The sequence below is a fragment of the Rahnella sp. AA genome (genome assembly GCF_002834385.1).
In the GTDB taxonomy this organism is placed as follows: domain Bacteria; phylum Pseudomonadota; class Gammaproteobacteria; order Enterobacterales; family Enterobacteriaceae; genus Rahnella.
The window spans coordinates 234,125-251,728 of the sequence record NZ_PITQ01000005.1 but is presented as its reverse complement, the minus strand read 5'-3'; the positions used below and the strand labels follow the sequence as shown (position 1 = coordinate 251,728).

General features: G+C 45.3%; 18 protein-coding genes and 1 pseudogene. 15 read left to right on the top strand and 4 right to left on the bottom strand.

Annotated features, from left to right (window positions below; translation table 11 throughout):
* Positions 1 to 82: 82 nt before the first annotated feature.
* Positions 83 to 982 carry a LysR family transcriptional regulator gene (locus CWS43_RS14395; RefSeq protein WP_198555842.1) on the bottom strand — a complete coding sequence of 300 codons (900 nt, stop codon included), beginning with the start codon at positions 980 to 982 and terminating at the stop codon, positions 83 to 85.
* A 126-nt stretch (positions 983 to 1,108) separates the two neighbouring features.
* On the opposite strand from CWS43_RS14395, the gene CWS43_RS14390 reads away from it, so the two are divergent.
* Complete coding sequence (locus tag CWS43_RS14390) at positions 1,109 to 1,867, top strand: SDR family NAD(P)-dependent oxidoreductase (RefSeq protein WP_101077678.1); 759 nt, start codon at positions 1,109 to 1,111, stop codon at positions 1,865 to 1,867.
* Positions 1,868 to 1,890: 23 nt separating this feature from the next.
* Here CWS43_RS14390 and CWS43_RS14385 read toward each other — a convergent pair whose 3' ends face one another.
* Positions 1,891 to 2,637, bottom strand: a complete 747-nt coding sequence (locus CWS43_RS14385) for a flagellar brake protein (RefSeq protein ID WP_101077676.1) — start codon at positions 2,635 to 2,637, stop codon at positions 1,891 to 1,893.
* A gap of 271 nt (positions 2,638 to 2,908) precedes the next feature.
* Here CWS43_RS14385 and CWS43_RS14380 point away from each other — a divergent pair, with 271 nt between their 5' ends.
* The 6 genes from CWS43_RS14380 (at position 2,909) to mqo (ending at position 8,474) form a co-directional block, all read left to right on the top strand.
* On the top strand, positions 2,909 to 3,967 hold the full coding sequence (locus CWS43_RS14380) for a GGDEF domain-containing protein (protein WP_101077674.1): 1,059 nt from the start codon (positions 2,909 to 2,911) through the stop codon (positions 3,965 to 3,967).
* Between the two features lie 91 nt (positions 3,968 to 4,058).
* A complete protein-coding gene (locus CWS43_RS14375; RefSeq protein WP_101077672.1) occupies positions 4,059 to 4,637 on the top strand; it encodes a cytochrome b in 579 nt (192 codons plus the stop codon).
* Positions 4,638 to 4,668: 31 nt separating this feature from the next.
* Positions 4,669 to 5,211: a tetratricopeptide repeat protein gene (locus CWS43_RS14370; protein WP_101077670.1), complete on the top strand. Its 543-nt coding sequence runs from the start codon at positions 4,669 to 4,671 to the stop codon at positions 5,209 to 5,211.
* Between the two features lie 43 nt (positions 5,212 to 5,254).
* Complete coding sequence (locus tag CWS43_RS14365; protein ID WP_369825872.1) at positions 5,255 to 5,746, top strand: RNA polymerase sigma factor; 492 nt, start codon at positions 5,255 to 5,257, stop codon at positions 5,744 to 5,746.
* The gene (locus tag CWS43_RS14360; RefSeq protein ID WP_101077666.1) at positions 5,743 to 6,528 is read left to right on the top strand and encodes an anti-sigma factor; all 786 of its coding nucleotides are present in this window, start codon (positions 5,743 to 5,745) and stop codon (positions 6,526 to 6,528) included. Before CWS43_RS14365 ends, CWS43_RS14360 begins: the two co-directional genes overlap by 4 nt.
* Positions 6,529 to 6,830: 302 nt before the next feature.
* Positions 6,831 to 8,474 carry a malate dehydrogenase (quinone) gene (gene mqo, locus CWS43_RS14355; RefSeq protein WP_101077664.1) on the top strand — a complete coding sequence of 548 codons (1,644 nt, stop codon included), beginning with the start codon at positions 6,831 to 6,833 and terminating at the stop codon, positions 8,472 to 8,474.
* Positions 8,475 to 8,659: 185 nt separating this feature from the next.
* Here the strand turns inward: mqo and CWS43_RS14350 are convergent, their stop codons facing one another.
* Both CWS43_RS14350 and CWS43_RS14345 read right to left on the bottom strand, forming a co-directional pair.
* Positions 8,660 to 9,844 (bottom strand): helix-turn-helix transcriptional regulator, encoded by a 1,185-nt coding sequence (locus CWS43_RS14350; RefSeq protein WP_101077662.1) that lies wholly within the window; start codon positions 9,842 to 9,844, stop codon positions 8,660 to 8,662.
* Between the two features lie 92 nt (positions 9,845 to 9,936).
* Positions 9,937 to 11,106 (bottom strand): MFS transporter, encoded by a 1,170-nt coding sequence (locus CWS43_RS14345; protein WP_232776980.1) that lies wholly within the window; start codon positions 11,104 to 11,106, stop codon positions 9,937 to 9,939.
* Positions 11,107 to 11,455: 349 nt separating this feature from the next.
* On the opposite strand from CWS43_RS14345, the gene CWS43_RS14340 reads away from it, so the two are divergent.
* The 8 genes and pseudogenes from CWS43_RS14340 to CWS43_RS27245 all read left to right on the top strand — a co-directional run.
* Complete coding sequence (locus CWS43_RS14340; RefSeq protein ID WP_101077660.1) at positions 11,456 to 12,829, top strand: fatty acid--CoA ligase family protein; 1,374 nt, start codon at positions 11,456 to 11,458, stop codon at positions 12,827 to 12,829.
* Positions 12,826 to 13,566 (top strand): SDR family NAD(P)-dependent oxidoreductase, encoded by a 741-nt coding sequence (locus CWS43_RS14335; RefSeq protein WP_101077658.1) that lies wholly within the window; start codon positions 12,826 to 12,828, stop codon positions 13,564 to 13,566. The genes CWS43_RS14340 and CWS43_RS14335 overlap by 4 nt, the downstream gene beginning before the upstream one ends.
* The gene (locus CWS43_RS14330; RefSeq protein ID WP_101077657.1) at positions 13,560 to 13,826 is read left to right on the top strand and encodes an acyl carrier protein; all 267 of its coding nucleotides are present in this window, start codon (positions 13,560 to 13,562) and stop codon (positions 13,824 to 13,826) included. Before CWS43_RS14335 ends, CWS43_RS14330 begins: the two co-directional genes overlap by 7 nt.
* Before the next feature lie 3 nt (positions 13,827 to 13,829).
* Positions 13,830 to 14,810 carry an AvrD family protein gene (locus CWS43_RS14325; protein WP_101077655.1) on the top strand — a complete coding sequence of 327 codons (981 nt, stop codon included), beginning with the start codon at positions 13,830 to 13,832 and terminating at the stop codon, positions 14,808 to 14,810.
* Positions 14,811 to 14,833: 23 nt separating this feature from the next.
* The gene (locus CWS43_RS14320; protein WP_101077653.1) at positions 14,834 to 15,535 is read left to right on the top strand and encodes an AAA family ATPase; all 702 of its coding nucleotides are present in this window, start codon (positions 14,834 to 14,836) and stop codon (positions 15,533 to 15,535) included.
* 51 nt (positions 15,536 to 15,586) lie between these two features.
* Positions 15,587 to 16,396: a methyltransferase domain-containing protein gene (locus tag CWS43_RS14315; protein WP_101077651.1), complete on the top strand. Its 810-nt coding sequence runs from the start codon at positions 15,587 to 15,589 to the stop codon at positions 16,394 to 16,396.
* 168 nt (positions 16,397 to 16,564) lie between these two features.
* On the top strand, positions 16,565 to 17,203 hold the full coding sequence (locus CWS43_RS14310) for an HAD-IB family phosphatase (RefSeq protein ID WP_101077649.1): 639 nt from the start codon (positions 16,565 to 16,567) through the stop codon (positions 17,201 to 17,203).
* A gap of 204 nt (positions 17,204 to 17,407) precedes the next feature.
* Positions 17,408 to 17,599: pseudogene (locus CWS43_RS27245) on the top strand (IS6 family transposase); the annotation flags it as partial.
* Between the last annotated feature and the right edge of the window lie 5 nt (positions 17,600 to 17,604).

Below are 17,604 nucleotides of genomic sequence, written 5' to 3'. Positions count from 1 at the left end.
ATCCATGTTGTCCTTAAAAGTGCATCCGGACTTAAGTATAGACGCCTGAGCCGCCAGAGCTAAGCCGCAACGGTTTAAGCGGTCAGGCAATGAACGTTTGAGAGATTTCCGTCAGCCAGTCCATAAACACTTTTACGCGGCGCGACAGATTCAGACGATGCGGATAAACCAGTGCTACCGGCATCGGCGGAGCACGAAACTGCGGCAGAATACTCACCAGCTGGCCTCCCGCCAGCGCATCTCGAACCCCGAGCAGCGGAACCTGGATGATCCCAAGCCCCGCCATGCAGGCACAGACATAGGTTTCGGTGCTATTGACGGTGACGGCCCCGCCGCTTTTCACCGTTTTCAGCTGTTTGCCATCGAGATATTCAAAGGCAGAAGTATGGCTGCCGAGCGTTTGCTCGTAATGCACCATTGCGTGATGGGCCAACTGGTCAGGATGATCCGGCGTGCCGTAGCGGCGAAGATAGCCGGGGCTGGCACAGTTAATCACGCTGAGCTGGCCGAGCGGGCGGGCAATCAGGCCAGAATCTTTCATCGTGCCGGAGCGGATGACACAGTCAAACCCTTCACGCACGATATCGACACGGTGATCGGTGCAACTCAGTTCAACTTCGAGGGCCGGGTAGCGGTTCAGAAACTCAGCCAGACGCGGCAGCACCAGATTTGTCGCCATACCTGTGGACATATCGACCCGTAGCCGCCCGCTGACGCTCGCCGGGCTTGACTGAAACATCGATTCCAGCTCGTCCATATTGGCCAGCAGCTCTTTGCAACGCTGGTAGAAAACCTGTCCATCCTGCGTCAGCTGCACGCGGCGCGTTGACCGGTGCAGTAAACGGGCAGACATCCGCGTTTCCAGCTGTTGCACCAGCCGCGACACGCTGCCTTTGGGCAGGCCGAGACTTTCCGCTGCACGGGTAAAATTACTCAGCTCAGCGACGCGAACGAAAACCTGCATTGATTGAATTTTATCCACATTTTGCCTGATTGTTGTTGGTAATGAGACAGTGAAATTCATTATGAGCCATTTATCACGACAGGGTAATCCAATAGGCTATGTTTCAACCAATGAAAACGTGACATAAAGCCAATGAGGTCCGGAATGAACCATAAAATCGCAATTGTGACCGGCGGAAGCCGTGGTTTGGGCAAGAATGCCATTGAAAAGCTGGCGAAAAAGGGCGTTGACGTGATTCTGACTTATCACAGCCAGGCTGAAGCTGCGCAGGCGGTGGTGAAATCAGTACAGGCGCAAGGTGGTAAAGCCGTGGCGTTACCGTTAAATACCGGAGACGCGCGTACTTTTGACGTTTTTGTGGCGCAGGTGAAAACGCAGCTACAACAGGTCTGGCAGCGCGAGACGTTGGATTATCTGGTCAACAATGCGGGCGTGGGCCTGCATGAAGACTTCGCGACGACCACCGAAGAGCAGTTTGATCTGATGATGAATGTCCACCTGAAAGGCCCGTTCTTCCTGACGCAAAAACTGCTGCCGCTGATGGCTGACGGTGGCCGTATCCTGAATATCTCCAGCGGCCTGGCGCGTTTTGCGCTGCCGGGGTCTTCGGCTTACGCCATGATGAAAGGTGCGATAGAAGTGCTGACGCGGTACCAGGCAAAAGAGCTGGGCGCACGCGGTATTACCGCCAATGTTCTGGCACCTGGCGCGATTGAAACTGATTTTAGCGGTGGTATGGTGCGCGATAACCCGCAGGTGAACAAAATTGTTGCCAGTAACACCGCGCTTGGGCGCGCCGGTTTGCCGGATGATATCGGTGATATGGTGGCGCTGATGCTCAGTGATGAAGCGCGCTGGATGAACGCCCAACGTGTGGAAGCGTCGGGCGGGATGTTTATCTGAACCGGTTTTCTCAGCCCTGAACGTTAGCTTTCCTGGAAACGTCTGGCTTTGAGATGCTGTTGTTTTTCCAGCTCGAAGATCGCCCGTTGCAGGTCACGTTCCTGTGCGGGCGATAAATGAGGAAACTTAAAGCTCAGCCGCTGCGTGCTGACGGTTTCGCCTTTATTGCTCACGGATTTACGCCCCATCGCGCCGATGTACTGCAAATCCAGTTTGAAGGAGCCCAGATCGGCCAGCTGGATCAGGGAATCTTTCAGTACCGTGCCTGATGTCATTTCGGGAGGGGTCATGCCATCGATTTCCAGCCCCAGGCCGCCGAGGGAAATATCTCTGACGCGATAAGCAAACTCAGAGGTATCAGGCAATATGCCGCTGCAACGGTAATCAGGCAGCCATGGCACATTCACACGAAAATACTCGCGGCGTTGAATGAAATACAGCACGGGAGGAATATCGCAGGTAAACGTCGGTAAACCCTCGTACGTCACCTGACGCACCTGGCCGCAGGCAAACTCCACTTTGGCACCGGTTGGCTCCGCGACAAAATTTAGCGTTCCGGCATTAACTGCCAGGCTATTTTCATAGTCTGAACTGCCCAGATCGAACAAAAACTGATGGTTGTCGGCATCGACGTCCAGAATCTTACTGATAAATTGCCCGCGGGCATGGCTGACCATGACCAGCGTCTGATTCTTCTTTAAGTCACGCAGAACGGACAAGATTGCCAGCGTGTTCCGCTTAGCAAACGACTCTTTAGATACTTCGCTCACCTGCCACACCTCATAAGAAATAAATGCAAATTTATGGCGCAGCCGTCGACGTGTAAGGCGCCCAATACGGTTATCGGCTACTCAGAACAAATCTTTATTGTGTAATAACTGATATTTTCTCTGAATTAAAGTGAAATTCCGCTGAAGTCAGACCGCCGTTTGTGCCGTCTTAACTTTATATATAGGCTATCTTTCACACTATCGAAGGCTATTTTTTCCCCTCTGGCATGGATTTTTTGCTATCCGCTGCGCGGCGGGCTACAGGAGTTTTATGGAACAGGTGATTCGGTCCCTGGATGCGCTTTACATTAATATTTGTGTGACTTACGCAAGCCTGGTGTTTTTCTATTTTTTCCTCAGCAGCGACAGCCCGCTCGGGCCCACTTCACCGCTCTACAAACGCGTGTTGTTCGGGGTGCTCTGCGGCGCCGTGGCGGCTTTTCTGGATCGTGATTTGTTCCGCCTCAGCGAAACGGTGTATTACAGCTTCGAGATGATCCCGCTGGTGATTTGTGTGTTCTACGTCGGCTGGCTCAGCGTCGTTTGCGCGTTTGTGGTGAAGTTTTTCCTCACCGGAATGTTCACGCTCGACAACCTGATTGTGGTGGCCATGATTGCGGTTATCTGCTATTTCCGCCCGTGGCGCGATAACAACATCCGGACGTTTGCCATCGCGATTTCAGTCGTGCTGCTCTTCCGCCTCCTGGTGTCTATTCCTTACCTGCATTCCTGGGAGATTATTTTGCGCTCACTGGCTTACCAGCTGGTGACGCTTTTTTGCCTGTTTATCTGTTATCACGGCCTCGGGGGGAAATTTCGCTATGTGCGTGCGTTTTTCCGCGAGAAAGAAAACTCGTCGATGGATTTTCTCACCAAAACATTTAACCGCATGGGGCTGGAAGAGCATCTGAAAGCGGTGCAGAAAAACCACAGCGGATTCGGGCTGGCGATGCTGGATATCGATTTCTTCAAGAAAGTGAACGATACCTACGGACATGCCATCGGCGATGACGTGCTGGTGCGCGTGGCGAATGTGGCGCGGATGATGCTGCGAAAAGACGACGTTCTGGCGCGTTTTGGCGGCGAAGAATTTGTGATTCTGATTGCCAGCGGCAATGCCTATGAATGTGTGAAATGCTGTGAACGTATCCGTCGCGCGGTCGAAAGCACGGTCTTTACTAATGCAGACGGCGAACCTTTCCAGATCACCGTTTCTCTGGGGGTGGCGTGTTACCAGCCGGGCAAAAGCCTGCAGGAAAACATCATTGTGGCCGACGGCGCGTTGTATCAGTCCAAAACTCACGGACGCAACCGGACGACCAGCGTTTAACGATTTCTGAAAATTATTTTTCCCTCATACCGAATAAAAAGCGGTGCTCAGGTGTTTACCTCATATCGAACACTTACGGGCACCGTTTTTTATGCAAACTTCCACTTCTGTTTCCCGCCACCGTTACGACGGGCTGACCATTCTTCTGCACTGGCTGACGGCGCTGTGCGTCATTTTTCTGTTTGCCAGCGCGCATATCTGGGAAGTGCTTGAGCGCGGCACGCCGCTGCGCAAAGGGCTGCAATCCGTGCATATTTCTGTCGGGATTTTACTGGCGGCGATTATCCTCGGGCGTTTGCTCTGGCGTCTGTTTACGGTCAGCACCGGGCGCAGCAAACAGGAACCTGTCGCCATGCCGGTGATGATGAAAGCGGCGGCGCATCTGACCCATCTGGCGCTCTACATTTTGCTGATCACGCAAATCGTGCTGGGCTTTTTGTTCCGCTGGTCGCAGGCCGAGCCCTTCTACTTCTTCGGGCTTTTCCCCATTCCTGACGTTTTCAACTTCGACAGCGTGATGACCCGAACCTTCGGCACGTTACACAACAACGTGGCCTGGGCGCTGATTGTTTTAGCGGGCGTACATGCGCTGGCCGCACTGTTCCATCACTACGTTCTCCGCGACGGCATTTTGCGCCGCATGCTCCCGGGCCGCGTCAGCCGCCCGTAAATAAACTCTCCCCTACAGGAAGACGAAAACTATGAAGACAAAAACAGTGATTCAGGCGTTGTCGGTGGTGTGTCTGGCGGGTAATTTGCTGATGTTCAGCGCCGCCGCGCACGCGATGGGTGATGATTCTGATGAGAAAAAAACGCCGGACTGCCCGAAGGGGCAAATCTACGACAGCAAAACCAAAAGCTGCATGGTGGATAAAGGCAGCATGATTTCCGATCAGGACAAAACCCAGTACGCCTACCATCTGGCGAAAACGGGCCGGTATCAGGAAGCGCTGACGGTGCTCGACACGCTGAAAGACCTGAACACCAAAGAAGCCTGGAACTATCGCGGCTACGCTACCCGCAAACTCGGGCGTACCGACGAAGGCATCAGCTATTATCAGAAATCTATCGCCATCGACGCGAATTACGCCAAAGTCCGGGAATATCTCGGCGAGGCTTATATGATTAAAGGGCGTCCTGATCTCGCGAAAGCGCAACTGGCGACCATCAAAGGCCTGTGCGGCACCGGCTGCGAAGAGTATCGCGATCTGAGCGCGGCCATCGCCGGACATCCTGAATCCTGAAACGGGGAAACGCTAAATTTCACCCACCGACTTACGTCATGAACTGAGTCAGTGTCTGGCGCGTCTGTGGCGTTACGCGATGGTGTTATCGCGCAAGCCGGATGTGGCAGATGATCTGGTGCAATCGACCTGCGTGCGGGCACTTGAACGCTGCGCGCAGGTGGTTGATCGCGCCGGAGCCGATCGCTGGTTCTTTTCGATTCTGCACTCCCTATGGGTCAACGAACTCAGGGCGCAGCACGTCCGTCAGGGGCAGGGATTTGTCGATGTCAGTGAAACAGACGTGCCCGCCGATGCGTTCTCTTTTGAAGACCGGCACTGGCATACGCAGGTGATGCAGCGGGTGAATGCCCTGCCGGAAGCCCAGCGGAATGCGGTGTTTCTGGTGTATGTCGAAGGTTTTACCTATCAGGAAGCGGCAATGACGCTGTCAGTGCCTATTGGCACCATTATGAGCCGTCTGGCCGCTGCCCGGCTTTCGCTGGCAAAAGACACCGGTTCCGGCGCTCAGCCACAACAGGGAGAGAAAACATGACCCGCGAAATCCCGCCAGCGCCTTTCTCCGATGAAGTTCTGGTTGCCTATCTTGATAACCGGCTGAGTGAAAATCAGCGGGCGCAGTTTGATACACGGCTCGCCGCAGACGACGTACTGGCCGGGCGTCTGGCGCAGATGGCGCGCAGCAATTTACCTTTCCACGATGCGTTCGGGTCGATGTTGCAGGACGCGCCGGTGGGGCGTTTGCAGGCAGCTTTGGACGCGATACCGGGCGCACCGGTTGCACGTTCGCGCGGATTCAGCCGCCGTGCGTTGCTGGCAGCTTCGGTCAGCTTTATGGCCGTCGGGCTGCTCGCCGGACGCTATTCCGCGCTGCTTTCCGGTGAATCTTCCAAAGACAACTGGCGCGATCGCGTGGCGGATTACATGTCGCTGTACACCGCGCAGACGCTGGCGGACGTGAATGACTCTGCTGAACAACAACAAATTCAGCTGGCGCGGGTGCATAAAACGATGGGCATCGGGCTCAGCCCGGCAGCGCTGGAAGTGCAGGGCGCTGAGCTGAAAAACGCCCGTATTTTGCATTACGACGACTACGATATTGCGCAGATCACTTACCTTGATGCGCGTTACGGGCCGATGGCGCTGTGCATTACCCGCAGCGAACACCGGGATAATACGGCGCAGGAAAGCGAGATCCGGCAGAAAATGAACGTCGTTTACTGGCGCGAGGCGGGTTACAACTTCATGCTGATCGGCCACAGTCCCGCGGCCGTTATGGCCGCGCAGGCCGCGGCTTTGCGGGCTAATCTCGCCTGAGTAGTTTCTCCCCGAAACTAACTTATGTAATTATTTAAAGTATTAAACTATTTTTAATGCACGTAACGACGATGTTAAATTGTTTACGAAATCTCGATAATATGAGTATTCGGTAACATTTGTGTGGTTGATTTGTCGTTGTTCACCGCGGTTTTCGTTACTCCCCATTATTGTCCTTTCAGACTCTGAGGAAATAATCGCTTATTTCCCCACCGCACCGGGTTGTTGATTTCGTTTATCCAGGGAATCTGGATAGCTTTCACCTGCAAAACTAAAACTAAACATTCAGAGAAACAGACGTCATGAGAAAGATACTCGCCATGATCCTCTGCCTTAACGTGGTTGCATTCAGCCAGACAGCGTTCGCAGAAGATGAAAAGCCCGTTGATGTGTTACTGATCGGCGGCGGCATTATGAGCGCGACGCTGGGGACATACCTTCAGGAATTAGAGCCAGACTGGTCAATCGACATGGTCGAGCGTCTGGACGGTGTGGCGCTCGAAAGCTCCAACGGCTGGAACAACGCCGGTACCGGGCACTCTGCGCTGGCTGAAATGAACTACACGCCGGAAAAAGCCGACGGCAGCATCGACATTTCCAAAGCGGTCGAAATCAACGAATCCTTCCAGATTTCCCGCCAGTTCTGGACTTATCAGGTACAGAACGGCGTTCTGCACAACCCGCGTTCCTTCATCAACAGCACGCCGCACATGAGTTTTGTGTGGGGTGACGACAACATCAATTTCCTGCGTAAACGTTTCGCGGCGCTGCAACAAAGCACGCTGTTCCGCGGCATGGAATATTCAGAAGACCCGGCGCAAATCAAACAGTGGATCCCGCTGGTGATGGAAGGCCGTGACCCGAAACAGAAAATTGCGGCGACCCGTATTCCGATCGGTACCGACGTGAACTTCGGTGAAATCACCCGCCAGCTGGTGGCCTCGCTGCAGAAAAAACCCAACTTCTCGCTGAGCCTCGGCCATGAAGTGCGCGGCATCAAACGTAACCCGGATAACACCTGGAACGTGACGGTGGCTGACCTGAAAAATGACGGCAAAGAAAGCGTCATTAAGGCGAAATTCGTCTTTATCGGTGCGGGCGGTGCGTCCCTGACCCTGTTGCAGGAATCCGGTATTCCTGAAGCGGATAACTACGGCGGCTTCCCGGTTGGCGGCCAGTTCCTGGTGACTGAGAACCCGGAAATCGTAAAACGCCATCTGGCGAAAGTGTACGGCAAAGCTGCTGTCGGCTCCCCGCCGATGTCCGTTCCGCACCTCGACACCCGTATTCTTGATGGTAAACAGGTTCTGCTGTTCGGGCCGTTTGCGACCTTCTCCAGCAAATTCCTGAAAAACGGTTCCCTGTGGGATCTGTTCGGCAGCGTCAATTTCTCCAACATCATGCCGATGACCCACGTGGGTATCGACAACTTTGATCTGGTGAAATACCTGGTCAGCCAGGTGATGTTGTCCGATGAAGACCGTTTCGATGCGTTGCGTGAATACTTCCCGGATGCGAAGAAAGAAGACTGGCGCTTGTGGGAAGCTGGTCAGCGCGTGCAGATCATCAAGAAAGATGAGAAAGAAGGCGGCGTTCTGCGTCTGGGCACCGAAGTGGTGAGCTCCAAAGATGGCAGTATTACCGCGCTGCTGGGCGCATCACCGGGCGCGTCTACTGCGGCACCGATCATGCTGCACCTGATGGAAAAAGTGTTTAAAGACAAAGTTGCCACACCGGAATGGCAGGCGAAACTGAAGGAAATCATCCCTTCTTACGGCACTGAGCTGAACGGCAACGTCGCCGCCACCGAGAAAGAACTGGGCGACACCAGCCGCGTTCTGATGCTGGACAATCCGCAACCCAAAGCGGCTGAACCGGCACCGGCGGCAGAGACAAATGCTGCACCGAAAAAAGAGCAAAAAGTCGTGGCTGACGTCGCGCTCTGACCGGATTGGTTAAGCAGTGATTTTGAAGGCGCGGGAGACCGCGCTTTTTTATTTCCGCTTTCCACCCCTTTCCTGAAAACCCGGAAATATAAAAAAGTGCTTGGAACTAAAACCGATGTGCTTAAAGAGGGTTCTGTGGTTGGCACCCTTCGCCTGGATAAAATGTGAAGAAATAAAAAAGTAACTTATTTATCAATGTTTAATTTTTGAAATATGGAATCATGTAATGAAGATGATATCCATTTGTTTTCATGAAGAGTTTGAATCTCTGTTTCCACAATAATCTCCAGATAACAGACAATTCTCACCAATTGAATTTGATTCCTAATCCCTATTTTTTCATATATGATATTACGTTGACTTTTCACCGTATTAATTGATACTCCATTTTGGGTAGCTATATCGCTAAGCTTACTCCCATTCCCCAAATGGGTAGCAACGTTGGCTTCTCGAAGTGTAAGATTAAAAAGCGTACATAAAATAGATTCGCTACGAACATTATGGAATGGATCACATATAATTAATGTAGCATTATGATCATTCAACGATGTTGAATTGTTAGCCACTATACGAACCAGATAAAACCTATCCCTTTCGCGCTGGACTTTTATTAATTTTGTGCATTGATTGGTTGCTATAAAAATATCCACCAACGATTTTTTAAACTGAAAATGGCTATGGCTATCTTGCATTTTTATATGGTTGTTCAGAAGCAATATACCATCTTCTCTGACTAGTATCCCATGCCCTTCTGAATTCATTTTAATGAGTCGGCCTGACTTTGATATATTAATTATTGCAGTTGCTGAATTACTGAATGCATCAGGAATATCAGTTTCGTTTAGAGATTGATTACATAACTGTAAATGTACATGAAGCGCATTTCTTAGAAGCGGAGATAATTGAGATATAGTATCAGAATCTGCCACCTTAAATTCTCCACGACGAGGATCACTTCGGACAGCTAGAATTCCCCGGTCTCCATTTTGAGAGTAAAAATTGACAAGTAGTGCATCCTTATATCCAAAGGATTGAAAAGAAGATCTATGAACTTTACCCCACTCAGGGTCTTGATTACATAGATCGGCCATAGTAAATCCGGAATCCAGCTCGTATCGAGTGACTCTTTCTGATATAGGATCATGATAGCTTCTTTTTTTAAGATAAAAATCAGAAAAAAAACTATCTACTCCTGTATGACAAATCAAATCCACAGGTTTTTTTGTGTTGCTTATTCGTAATGAAAGGGAACTAGATGAAACACAAAATAGAGCATTAATGTTATTAAGTACTCTCTGAATTGAGTATTGTGTATCGTCCACTCCGTAAAGTGGACGCAATACTGAAGAAAAGATATCATGACTTTCCATATCTGATACCTATCTTAATAAGTTATTGGGTTGTTGGTTGTGTATTTTCATAGCATGTTCCTTCATACTAATCAATCTCATTGATTTACTATTTATTCTACTTTATCAGTAAAACCATGTTTGCGCGCGAAGAATGTAATAAAAAAAGCAATAATCAAGAGACCTGTGACAAAATATGGCAGAGATAACACCCCTATATTCATTAAGAGTAGCCCACCCAGGATACCTCCCCCACCAATCGCAATATTCCAAATAGTTACCATCATTGATTGGGCAACATCAATAGCATCACCAGCGGTCTTTGCTAATGCGGCTTGCAAAAGGGTTGGAGCACCTCCGAAAGCGAAACCCCACGCAGCTATAGACGCATATATTGACCAGTTATGTCTGGTTAACGTTAGTACGAAGATTGATACTGCAAAAAGTACAATGCTTAATATCATCGATTTTCTAGGCCATCGATCAACGGTGAGACCGGCACTCCAGACACCTACCAGTGCTGCTATGCCGAAAATAAATAACACTAAATCAATATGTTCCGAGAGCCCTATATTTGAAACAAATGATGCGATGTAGGTAAAAATTGTATTGTGTGCCAGTATGAATATCAGAGTTACAAATAAAACAACTGATACCCCCTTCATTTTGGCTACTTGAAAAAGAGAAAGGTGTTCACGATTTTTTTGGCCTGCTGCATCTGGCACGGATATAACAACCCAAATAATTAAGATCATAGTAAGCGCACTCATAGCTATAAAGTCAGTACGCCAACCTATTAATCCCGCAAGATATGAACCTGCGGGTACGCCGATTGTTAGGGCTAAGGGGGTTCCCAGCATTGCGATTGCAATCGCACGTCCAGCAAGATGAGGAGGTGACATGCGAATGGCAAACCCGGCAGCTAAAGACCACACTAACCCAGCAAAAACACCACCAAAAAAACGTACAACTAGAGTCAGCATATAGTTGGTAGAAAATGCTGTGATTATATTGACGATCGCAAATCCAAAGATGGCCAGTAACAATAAAGGTTTACGACGCATACCCTGAGTTAAAGTAATCAAAGGAATTGCACTCAACAATGAACCCGCGGCATAAACAGTTACCAGCTGACCTCCGTAACTAGCAGATATACCAAAGTCCTGACTAATCCACAGCAAGAGCCCCGCAGGCATGGCTTCCGTCAACATTGTGATAAAGCAAGCCATAGACAAAGCCAATAAACCAAACCAGGGTAATTTATCTTTTGAATAATTATTCATATCAAAAATTTTCCTACCTTAGAAGAAGATGATGCAACAAAATCCATTAAAAATTCACTCCTAAAAAATATACCACTCTCTTGCATAGAAAAATTGCTATCAACATTCCATGATGACCGATGTGCAATTAATTAAAATGACTATGTGAACTTTATTAAAATTTCCATGCACACCTTCAAGATCCATTAAATTTTATTTTCTGGCATCACCCTTAAGGGTGATGCCAGAAAATAGGATTTTATATTAGCGTGAACTCTCTATTTTAGAATGGATAAACAGGGCATTAGGCAGCACTAAATTATTAAGTTTTGCCTTTAATAAGTAAATTGGGATGGAAAAGGAGATTCCGATGAATATGAAATTTATTGAATTTATGCACACACTCGGTGACGCAAAATGCATCATCCTTAACAGCCAGTGTTTTACGTATCGAAATGTTGTTGATGGTATTCAACGATGGGAGTCTGAATTTTCTAACTATGGTATAACTCAAGGCTCGGTTGTGGCTTTAGAAGGTGAATACTCCTTAGATATGGTAACAGCAATGCTCGCGCTATTTTCGCGTGGAGTGATTGTGATCCCCATATCTCCGAACGCTAAAGGAGAACGAACTGACTATTATGAGATAGCACATGTCGAATGGACAGTATTTATTAATATTAAAAGGAACTTACCGCCATATAGTATAAAACGGAGAATAGCATCTCAGAACCATTCTATAGAACAACACCCACTCTATCACCAGATTATAGAGAGTGATCATGCTGGCCTGGTCCTTTTTAGTTCAGGAACAACAGGGAGTCCCAAAGCATCTTTGCTCGACGTGCACAAGATGATTGCTCGTTACTCCGATAATAAGAGACCTCAGATAATTCTTGCCTTTCTGAGTTTGGATCACATTGGGGGAATAAATACTTTACTTCATACACTATCTAATGGAGGGGTACTCGTTACAGTCACGGAACGAAACCCCAGAACAGTTTTTGAAGCAATACAAAATCATCGGGTGCAAGTACTACCTACCACTCCGACCTTTCTAAACATGATTTTACTCTCTGACGTTTGTAAAAAATATAATACCAGCTCATTAGAGCTAATCACATATGGTACTGAACCCATGCCGCAGCGTACGTTAGATATTATAAAAATCACTATGCCTCATGTACGCTTAAAACAGACATATGGTCTAACGGAATTAGGGATTATGCCAACGAAATCGAAGGGTAATGGATCTCTTTGGATGAAACTAGGGGGAAGTGGATTTGATTATAAAATATTGGACAATATTTTGTGGGTTAAATCTAATATGGCAATGCTGGGATATCTAAATGCTGAATCACCTATCGATTCAGATGGCTATTTTAACACGCAGGATGTTGTTCTTGTCGATGGCGATTATGTTCAGATTCTCGGTCGTAAATCAGAAATAATCAATGTCGGAGGAGAAAAAGTTTATCCAAATGAAGTTGAGAATGTACTTTTGACAATGCCAAATGTCGCTGCTGTTCGCGTCAATGGCTATCCTAGCCATATCACTGGATATGTAATACGTGCTACTTTCCAGCTCGTGGAATACGAAGATATTGGGTTGTTTAAAGTTCGAGTGAGAGAGCATTGCAAGACACACTTAGCTCCTTTTAAAATTCCTGTTGTCATTGAGGTTACCCAATCTGATCTCCACTCAGAACGGTTTAAAATGATCAGGTCTGGAACAACCGTATGAACATGATTTCTGCACAAGTTGCAATTGTTAGTGGCGGTAGTCGTGGTCTTGGAAAAGCGATTGTGGAAAAGTTGATTTTGGAGGGGTGGAAAGTTGCAACATTTAGCAGACATGAGAATGAGTTTATTTCCCAATATCAGAATAAATATCCTGAACAATTTTATTGGTATGAACTTGACTTAAAAGCTCCAAGGGAGCTGTCTATTTTCATAAAGTCGGTAGTTGTTCGATTTGGTGGGATAAACCTTCTGGTAAATAATAGTGCTGTTTTATATCAAGGCCTTTTTTTAAGTACATCTCTTGAAGCTATTGATGAAATGGTGTTGGTAAATTTACTTGGCCCCATCAAACTCACTAGAGCATGTGTTCGTGTTATGGCTAAACAGAAAACCAGCGGTAGTATTATAAATATTTCCTCTGTAGGAGCGATCCGAGGTTATCGCGGAACTGCTGTATATTCTGCAACTAAAGCTGGGCTTGATGGTTTTACACGAAGTCTAGCCGGGGAAATGGGAAAGCTAAATATTCGTGTTAATTCTATCGTACCAGGTCTTTTTGACTCGAAGCTTTCAGAGAATGTATCTGATATCAATCGTGAGAAAATTGCTAAACGCACCCCTCTGGGGAGATATGCAGAACTTCACGACATCCTAAATGTGTTGTCATTTCTTATCTCTCCGCATGGGAGCTTTATAACGGGTCAATCAATAGTCGTAGATGGAGGTCTAATATGCTAAATCAAGAAAAAATTAAATATGGCGTTCTCAACAAAGTCTCAGAATTGATAACGGTTGACGTAGTTGATATAGATATCAAATCTAATTTTGATGAGGTTGGACTTGATTCTTTAAGCCTCGCAATGCTTTTTATCGAGTTAGAGATGCTATTCGGTTTTGATCCTTTGGGTGAGGGTAATTCATTACTATCAGATATCCATTGTATTTCTGATATTATCGATATATTTACAAAAAATGAAGAGTCACTACTATTAGGATAATATATGAAATCTAAAAAAAAGTTTTCTTCTGTCGATGAAATACTTGGCCCATCGGAGAATCGTTTTTTTTCCTCAGGCTACCGATGTTCAGAGCATAAAGTATCCAATCTGACATTCCCTGAGCCCGGAGAAAATAATTGTTGCTTAGAAGCAACTGTTTCGTTTTTTTACCCGTCGAATTGGTCAGTTAAAAATGCAGGCATGGATGTTACTCCTCATTTAAGTACTATTGATATGCTCGTCCTTGCTATGCAAATGGTAGAAACACACCTTTCATTTCATTTCGGTCTCAGTATGGATGATCTGGATACTAATCATGTTAATGAGATTGCTATCCATGCGGGAACAAAACCACAGGAAGATCTGAACGATATCCCTGTTTCGCTTGTGTTACGGCGTAGTGTAGAAAAAACTGATGATTCCTCAAGAAAAGTATCTACATATGAATGCCGAGTAGGTTTGATGCGTGCAGTCTGTCAAATTGAACACCCATTTTGCGGAAAGGAGAATAATAAAACAGAAATTAATAGTTTGGATAATCTAAATATAAAAAAGCGTTATTATGGTCTGGGGTATAAAGAACAAAAACATATCCTTTCTGCAGTTTATTTAGATATGGCCAATCTGACGGCAGATGCACAGGTCGAATTTATCTTCAGTAAAGAAGAGTCTCAAGTCATTACTCCTGAAAAAGTTAGCTATATAGATGTATTTGTTACTTGTGCACAGCTTGCTCAAGTCCTTCTATATTCTTTAGATGGACTATCTCGCAGTGAGACCTCAACGCTGTGGATGATTAGAACCAATTTCTCAGAAGATGCTGGAGAAATAAAAAATCATGATAAAGTCAAAACATTAATATCAACAAGTCAAATAATTGAGTTAAATGGAAAACAGTGGCGTAATGCCGAAGTGTTAGGAACACTTGGAAATAAGAAAGCCAAAATAACATTTGCACATGCTCTACCTTCAATAAAAAGTTGATATAAAAAATACTGGGTGAAAATATGAAAATTGCTATATCAGGTACTTACTCTTCTGGTAAAACTTTCACGGCGATGGTGCTGGCTTATTATACAGGAGTTCCTCACCTCCTTTCAAAAGCCATAAGAGAAATCATGCCAGGACTGATGCCTGGTAAACGTCTCTCTGAAGTAACTCCAGAAGAGTTTCTTCATCTAATGATTGCTCGCCATATAGGCCGACTAAAATCGGAAATTAAAAAGGGTAATAACTATGTATCAGATGGATCTTCCTTACAGGAGTTGTTATATGGTGAAGCAAGGCTAGTTTACGGAATCAATCCATCAGCAGGTAATTTAGATAATGCAAAGTATGAGAGTGATATTTCCTTCTTTGCTAAAATGTTAAAAGAATTTAGTCGTTCTCTAAAACTCCATGTAGCAAATACATATGACGTTTTCTTCCACCTTAAACATGAGCTACCTATTACAGAAGACGGTCATCGCCCCATGAACACTGATTTCCGCGATTTGGTCGACAAGCGTTTAATTGAAGTCTTAAATGAAATAGGAACTCCATACTATATTGTAAGTGGTAGTGTAGAAAAAAGAGTTAAGGATATATCTAACCATTTAAATCTGCATCCAGTAATGTCAATCGAAGAAGCAATTAGACGGGCTTCACTTGACTATAAAGCACAAGATCTTCGTCTGGAAGAAGAGCGATCAAGAAGTAAAAAACGATAGTCGGTTTATTGTATTATCATTTTTTAATTTAAAAACAGAAAGGATTCAATTATGGCTATTTCTAAAGCTGTTAAAGATACTATAGATTCCGTAGGCAAATTTACATCTGTTGATATGACCTATGATCCTAAGTGGTTTATTAACTTTATGGATGAGGCAAATTGCCTGCCTGATCACGAAATAATTAATCGGAAATTAGCTGAAGTGCTGGAGCCACTGGATTATAAAAGCATTATTGAATTAGGGTGTGGGACAGGGAATGATGTTCGCTATTTGCTATCTATTTATCCAGACGTAGCTGAGATCGTCGGGGTCGATTTAAGTGAAGCTATGATTGCTGAAGCAAATAGTCGGATAATTGATGGTTCTCGTATTAGATTTGAAAAAGGAGATGGTAAGCATCTTCATTTTGAAGATAATGTATTTGATGGCGCTCGTGCGAAGTTAGTTCTAATGCATTGTGATAGCATTGATGCCACACTGTCAGAACTTATTAGGGTTGTTAAGCCTAATGGTAAAGTCGCTATTTTCGACCATGATTTTGATGGGCTTTTAATTGATCACTCAGATGTAAAACTTACCAGGGAAATAGTCGAGAGGCTATCTAATAAAGCTAAAAACAATTGGAGTGGTCGCCAGTTATTTCGTAGGTTTTTGGATCATGGACTCGTTAATGTAACCGTTGAAGCCATCAGTGTGAATTTAACACTCGGCGTACTACGGTCTATGATTTTGGGACAAGAAGATATAGCTCATCTCTCCAAAGATGAGCAGGCTTGGTGGGAAGAGTTAGTTATAAAAAATGAAAAAGGCCTTTTCTTTGCATCCTTTATAGGTTTTCTGGTTGTTGGTACAAAATAATGACTTGATGTTTTTTTAGTGTCAATTTTTTTATGGTTGTTTTACATAATGCATCAATTTTAAATTGATAATATTTAGCGGTGTTTTATCTGTTCTTATGCGAGTCAATATCGATTTAATTAATCTAATAATAATCTGGATGATGACAATAAGTATCAGGAGTCTATTTTGTATAAATCAGTTGCTTTTTTTGATGTTGATGAAACCATTATTAATATAAAAAGCATGTTCGATTTCTTTAGTTTTTGGTGTATCAAAACAAACAAAATTGAAAAATTAAAAAAATACATTAGTTATTTAAAAAGTGAAGTGGAGAAGGGGGGTTCTCGAGAAAAAATTAACCGTGAATACTATATGCAATTTAAATGTGTTAAATACAATGAGTTGTTAACTGCTGGTGAAATCTGGTTTAAAAATATAATAAATAGTGATTTATTTATAAGCAGCACAATTGAAGCCTTGCGAAGGCATCAATTAGAAGGAGTGCCAGTTGTTTTCTTATCTGGCTCAATGCTTCCAATTGCAAGTTATCTTGACGTACGGTATATAATTTGCACACAACTGTTAATTGATAGTGCAGGTAATGTCACGGGAGAAATTGGTCAATCTCAAACTATTGGCGAGGGTAAAAAAATTGCTTTGCTAAATTTTTGTAATAAATTTAATACTAACCCTAAAAATTATTTTTCCTATGGTGATGATTTGTCTGATATCCCTATGCTGGAATCAACGGGAAATCCAGTTTGCGTTGGTGGTGGTACAGATTTGGCTAAATATGCGTTGCTAAATGGCTGGTTAATAATTTAATTTATAAAATTAAAAATTTTTTCTTTGTTATAATTACTTGTATAATATTTGTACTATAAAATATCTCCTTAGTCTTAAGCGTAAAAATGCGGATACAGGGGCATGACCCACGCCGATTTTAAGTACAGCAAGCAACATGTGCTTTTGCGGCATCGAGATTACACCAGGTAACATCCTGTTTTTTTTCTGTGATGTTACCTGAATATGACCTTGCTCCGAAAATCCTTCCGTCGTCTGCATTATCCCGTCATCCTGTCGCACCATTACTCAATCTGGTATCTGGCTTATTCCCTGAGCCTGCGTAACCAGGAAGAAATGATCACGGAGCACGGTATTTTGGTCGACCATTCCACGCTTCACCACTGGGTCATTCGACTTGTGCTTCTGCTCGACAGAACCCC

Excerpts from the sequence above, each read along its gene's own strand:
- CWS43_RS14390 (WP_101077678.1), top strand. The coding sequence starts at position 1,109 with ATGAACCATAAAATCGCAATTGTGACCGGCGGAAGCCGTGGTTTGGGC.
- CWS43_RS14380 (WP_101077674.1), top strand. The coding sequence starts at position 2,909 with ATGGAACAGGTGATTCGGTCCCTGGATGCGCTTTACATTAATATTTGT.
- CWS43_RS14375 (WP_101077672.1), top strand. The coding sequence starts at position 4,059 with ATGCAAACTTCCACTTCTGTTTCCCGCCACCGTTACGACGGGCTGACC.
- CWS43_RS14370 (WP_101077670.1), top strand. The coding sequence starts at position 4,669 with ATGAAGACAAAAACAGTGATTCAGGCGTTGTCGGTGGTGTGTCTGGCG.
- CWS43_RS14360 (WP_101077666.1), top strand. The coding sequence starts at position 5,743 with ATGACCCGCGAAATCCCGCCAGCGCCTTTCTCCGATGAAGTTCTGGTT.
- mqo (WP_101077664.1), top strand. The coding sequence starts at position 6,831 with ATGAGAAAGATACTCGCCATGATCCTCTGCCTTAACGTGGTTGCATTC.
- CWS43_RS14350 (WP_101077662.1), bottom strand. The coding sequence starts at position 9,844 with ATGGAAAGTCATGATATCTTTTCTTCAGTATTGCGTCCACTTTACGGA.
- CWS43_RS14345 (WP_232776980.1), bottom strand. The coding sequence starts at position 11,106 with ATGAATAATTATTCAAAAGATAAATTACCCTGGTTTGGTTTATTGGCT.
- CWS43_RS14340 (WP_101077660.1), top strand. The coding sequence starts at position 11,456 with ATGAATATGAAATTTATTGAATTTATGCACACACTCGGTGACGCAAAA.
- CWS43_RS14335 (WP_101077658.1), top strand. The coding sequence starts at position 12,826 with ATGAACATGATTTCTGCACAAGTTGCAATTGTTAGTGGCGGTAGTCGT.
- CWS43_RS14330 (WP_101077657.1), top strand. The coding sequence starts at position 13,560 with ATGCTAAATCAAGAAAAAATTAAATATGGCGTTCTCAACAAAGTCTCA.
- CWS43_RS14325 (WP_101077655.1), top strand. The coding sequence starts at position 13,830 with ATGAAATCTAAAAAAAAGTTTTCTTCTGTCGATGAAATACTTGGCCCA.
- CWS43_RS14320 (WP_101077653.1), top strand. The coding sequence starts at position 14,834 with ATGAAAATTGCTATATCAGGTACTTACTCTTCTGGTAAAACTTTCACG.
- CWS43_RS14315 (WP_101077651.1), top strand. The coding sequence starts at position 15,587 with ATGGCTATTTCTAAAGCTGTTAAAGATACTATAGATTCCGTAGGCAAA.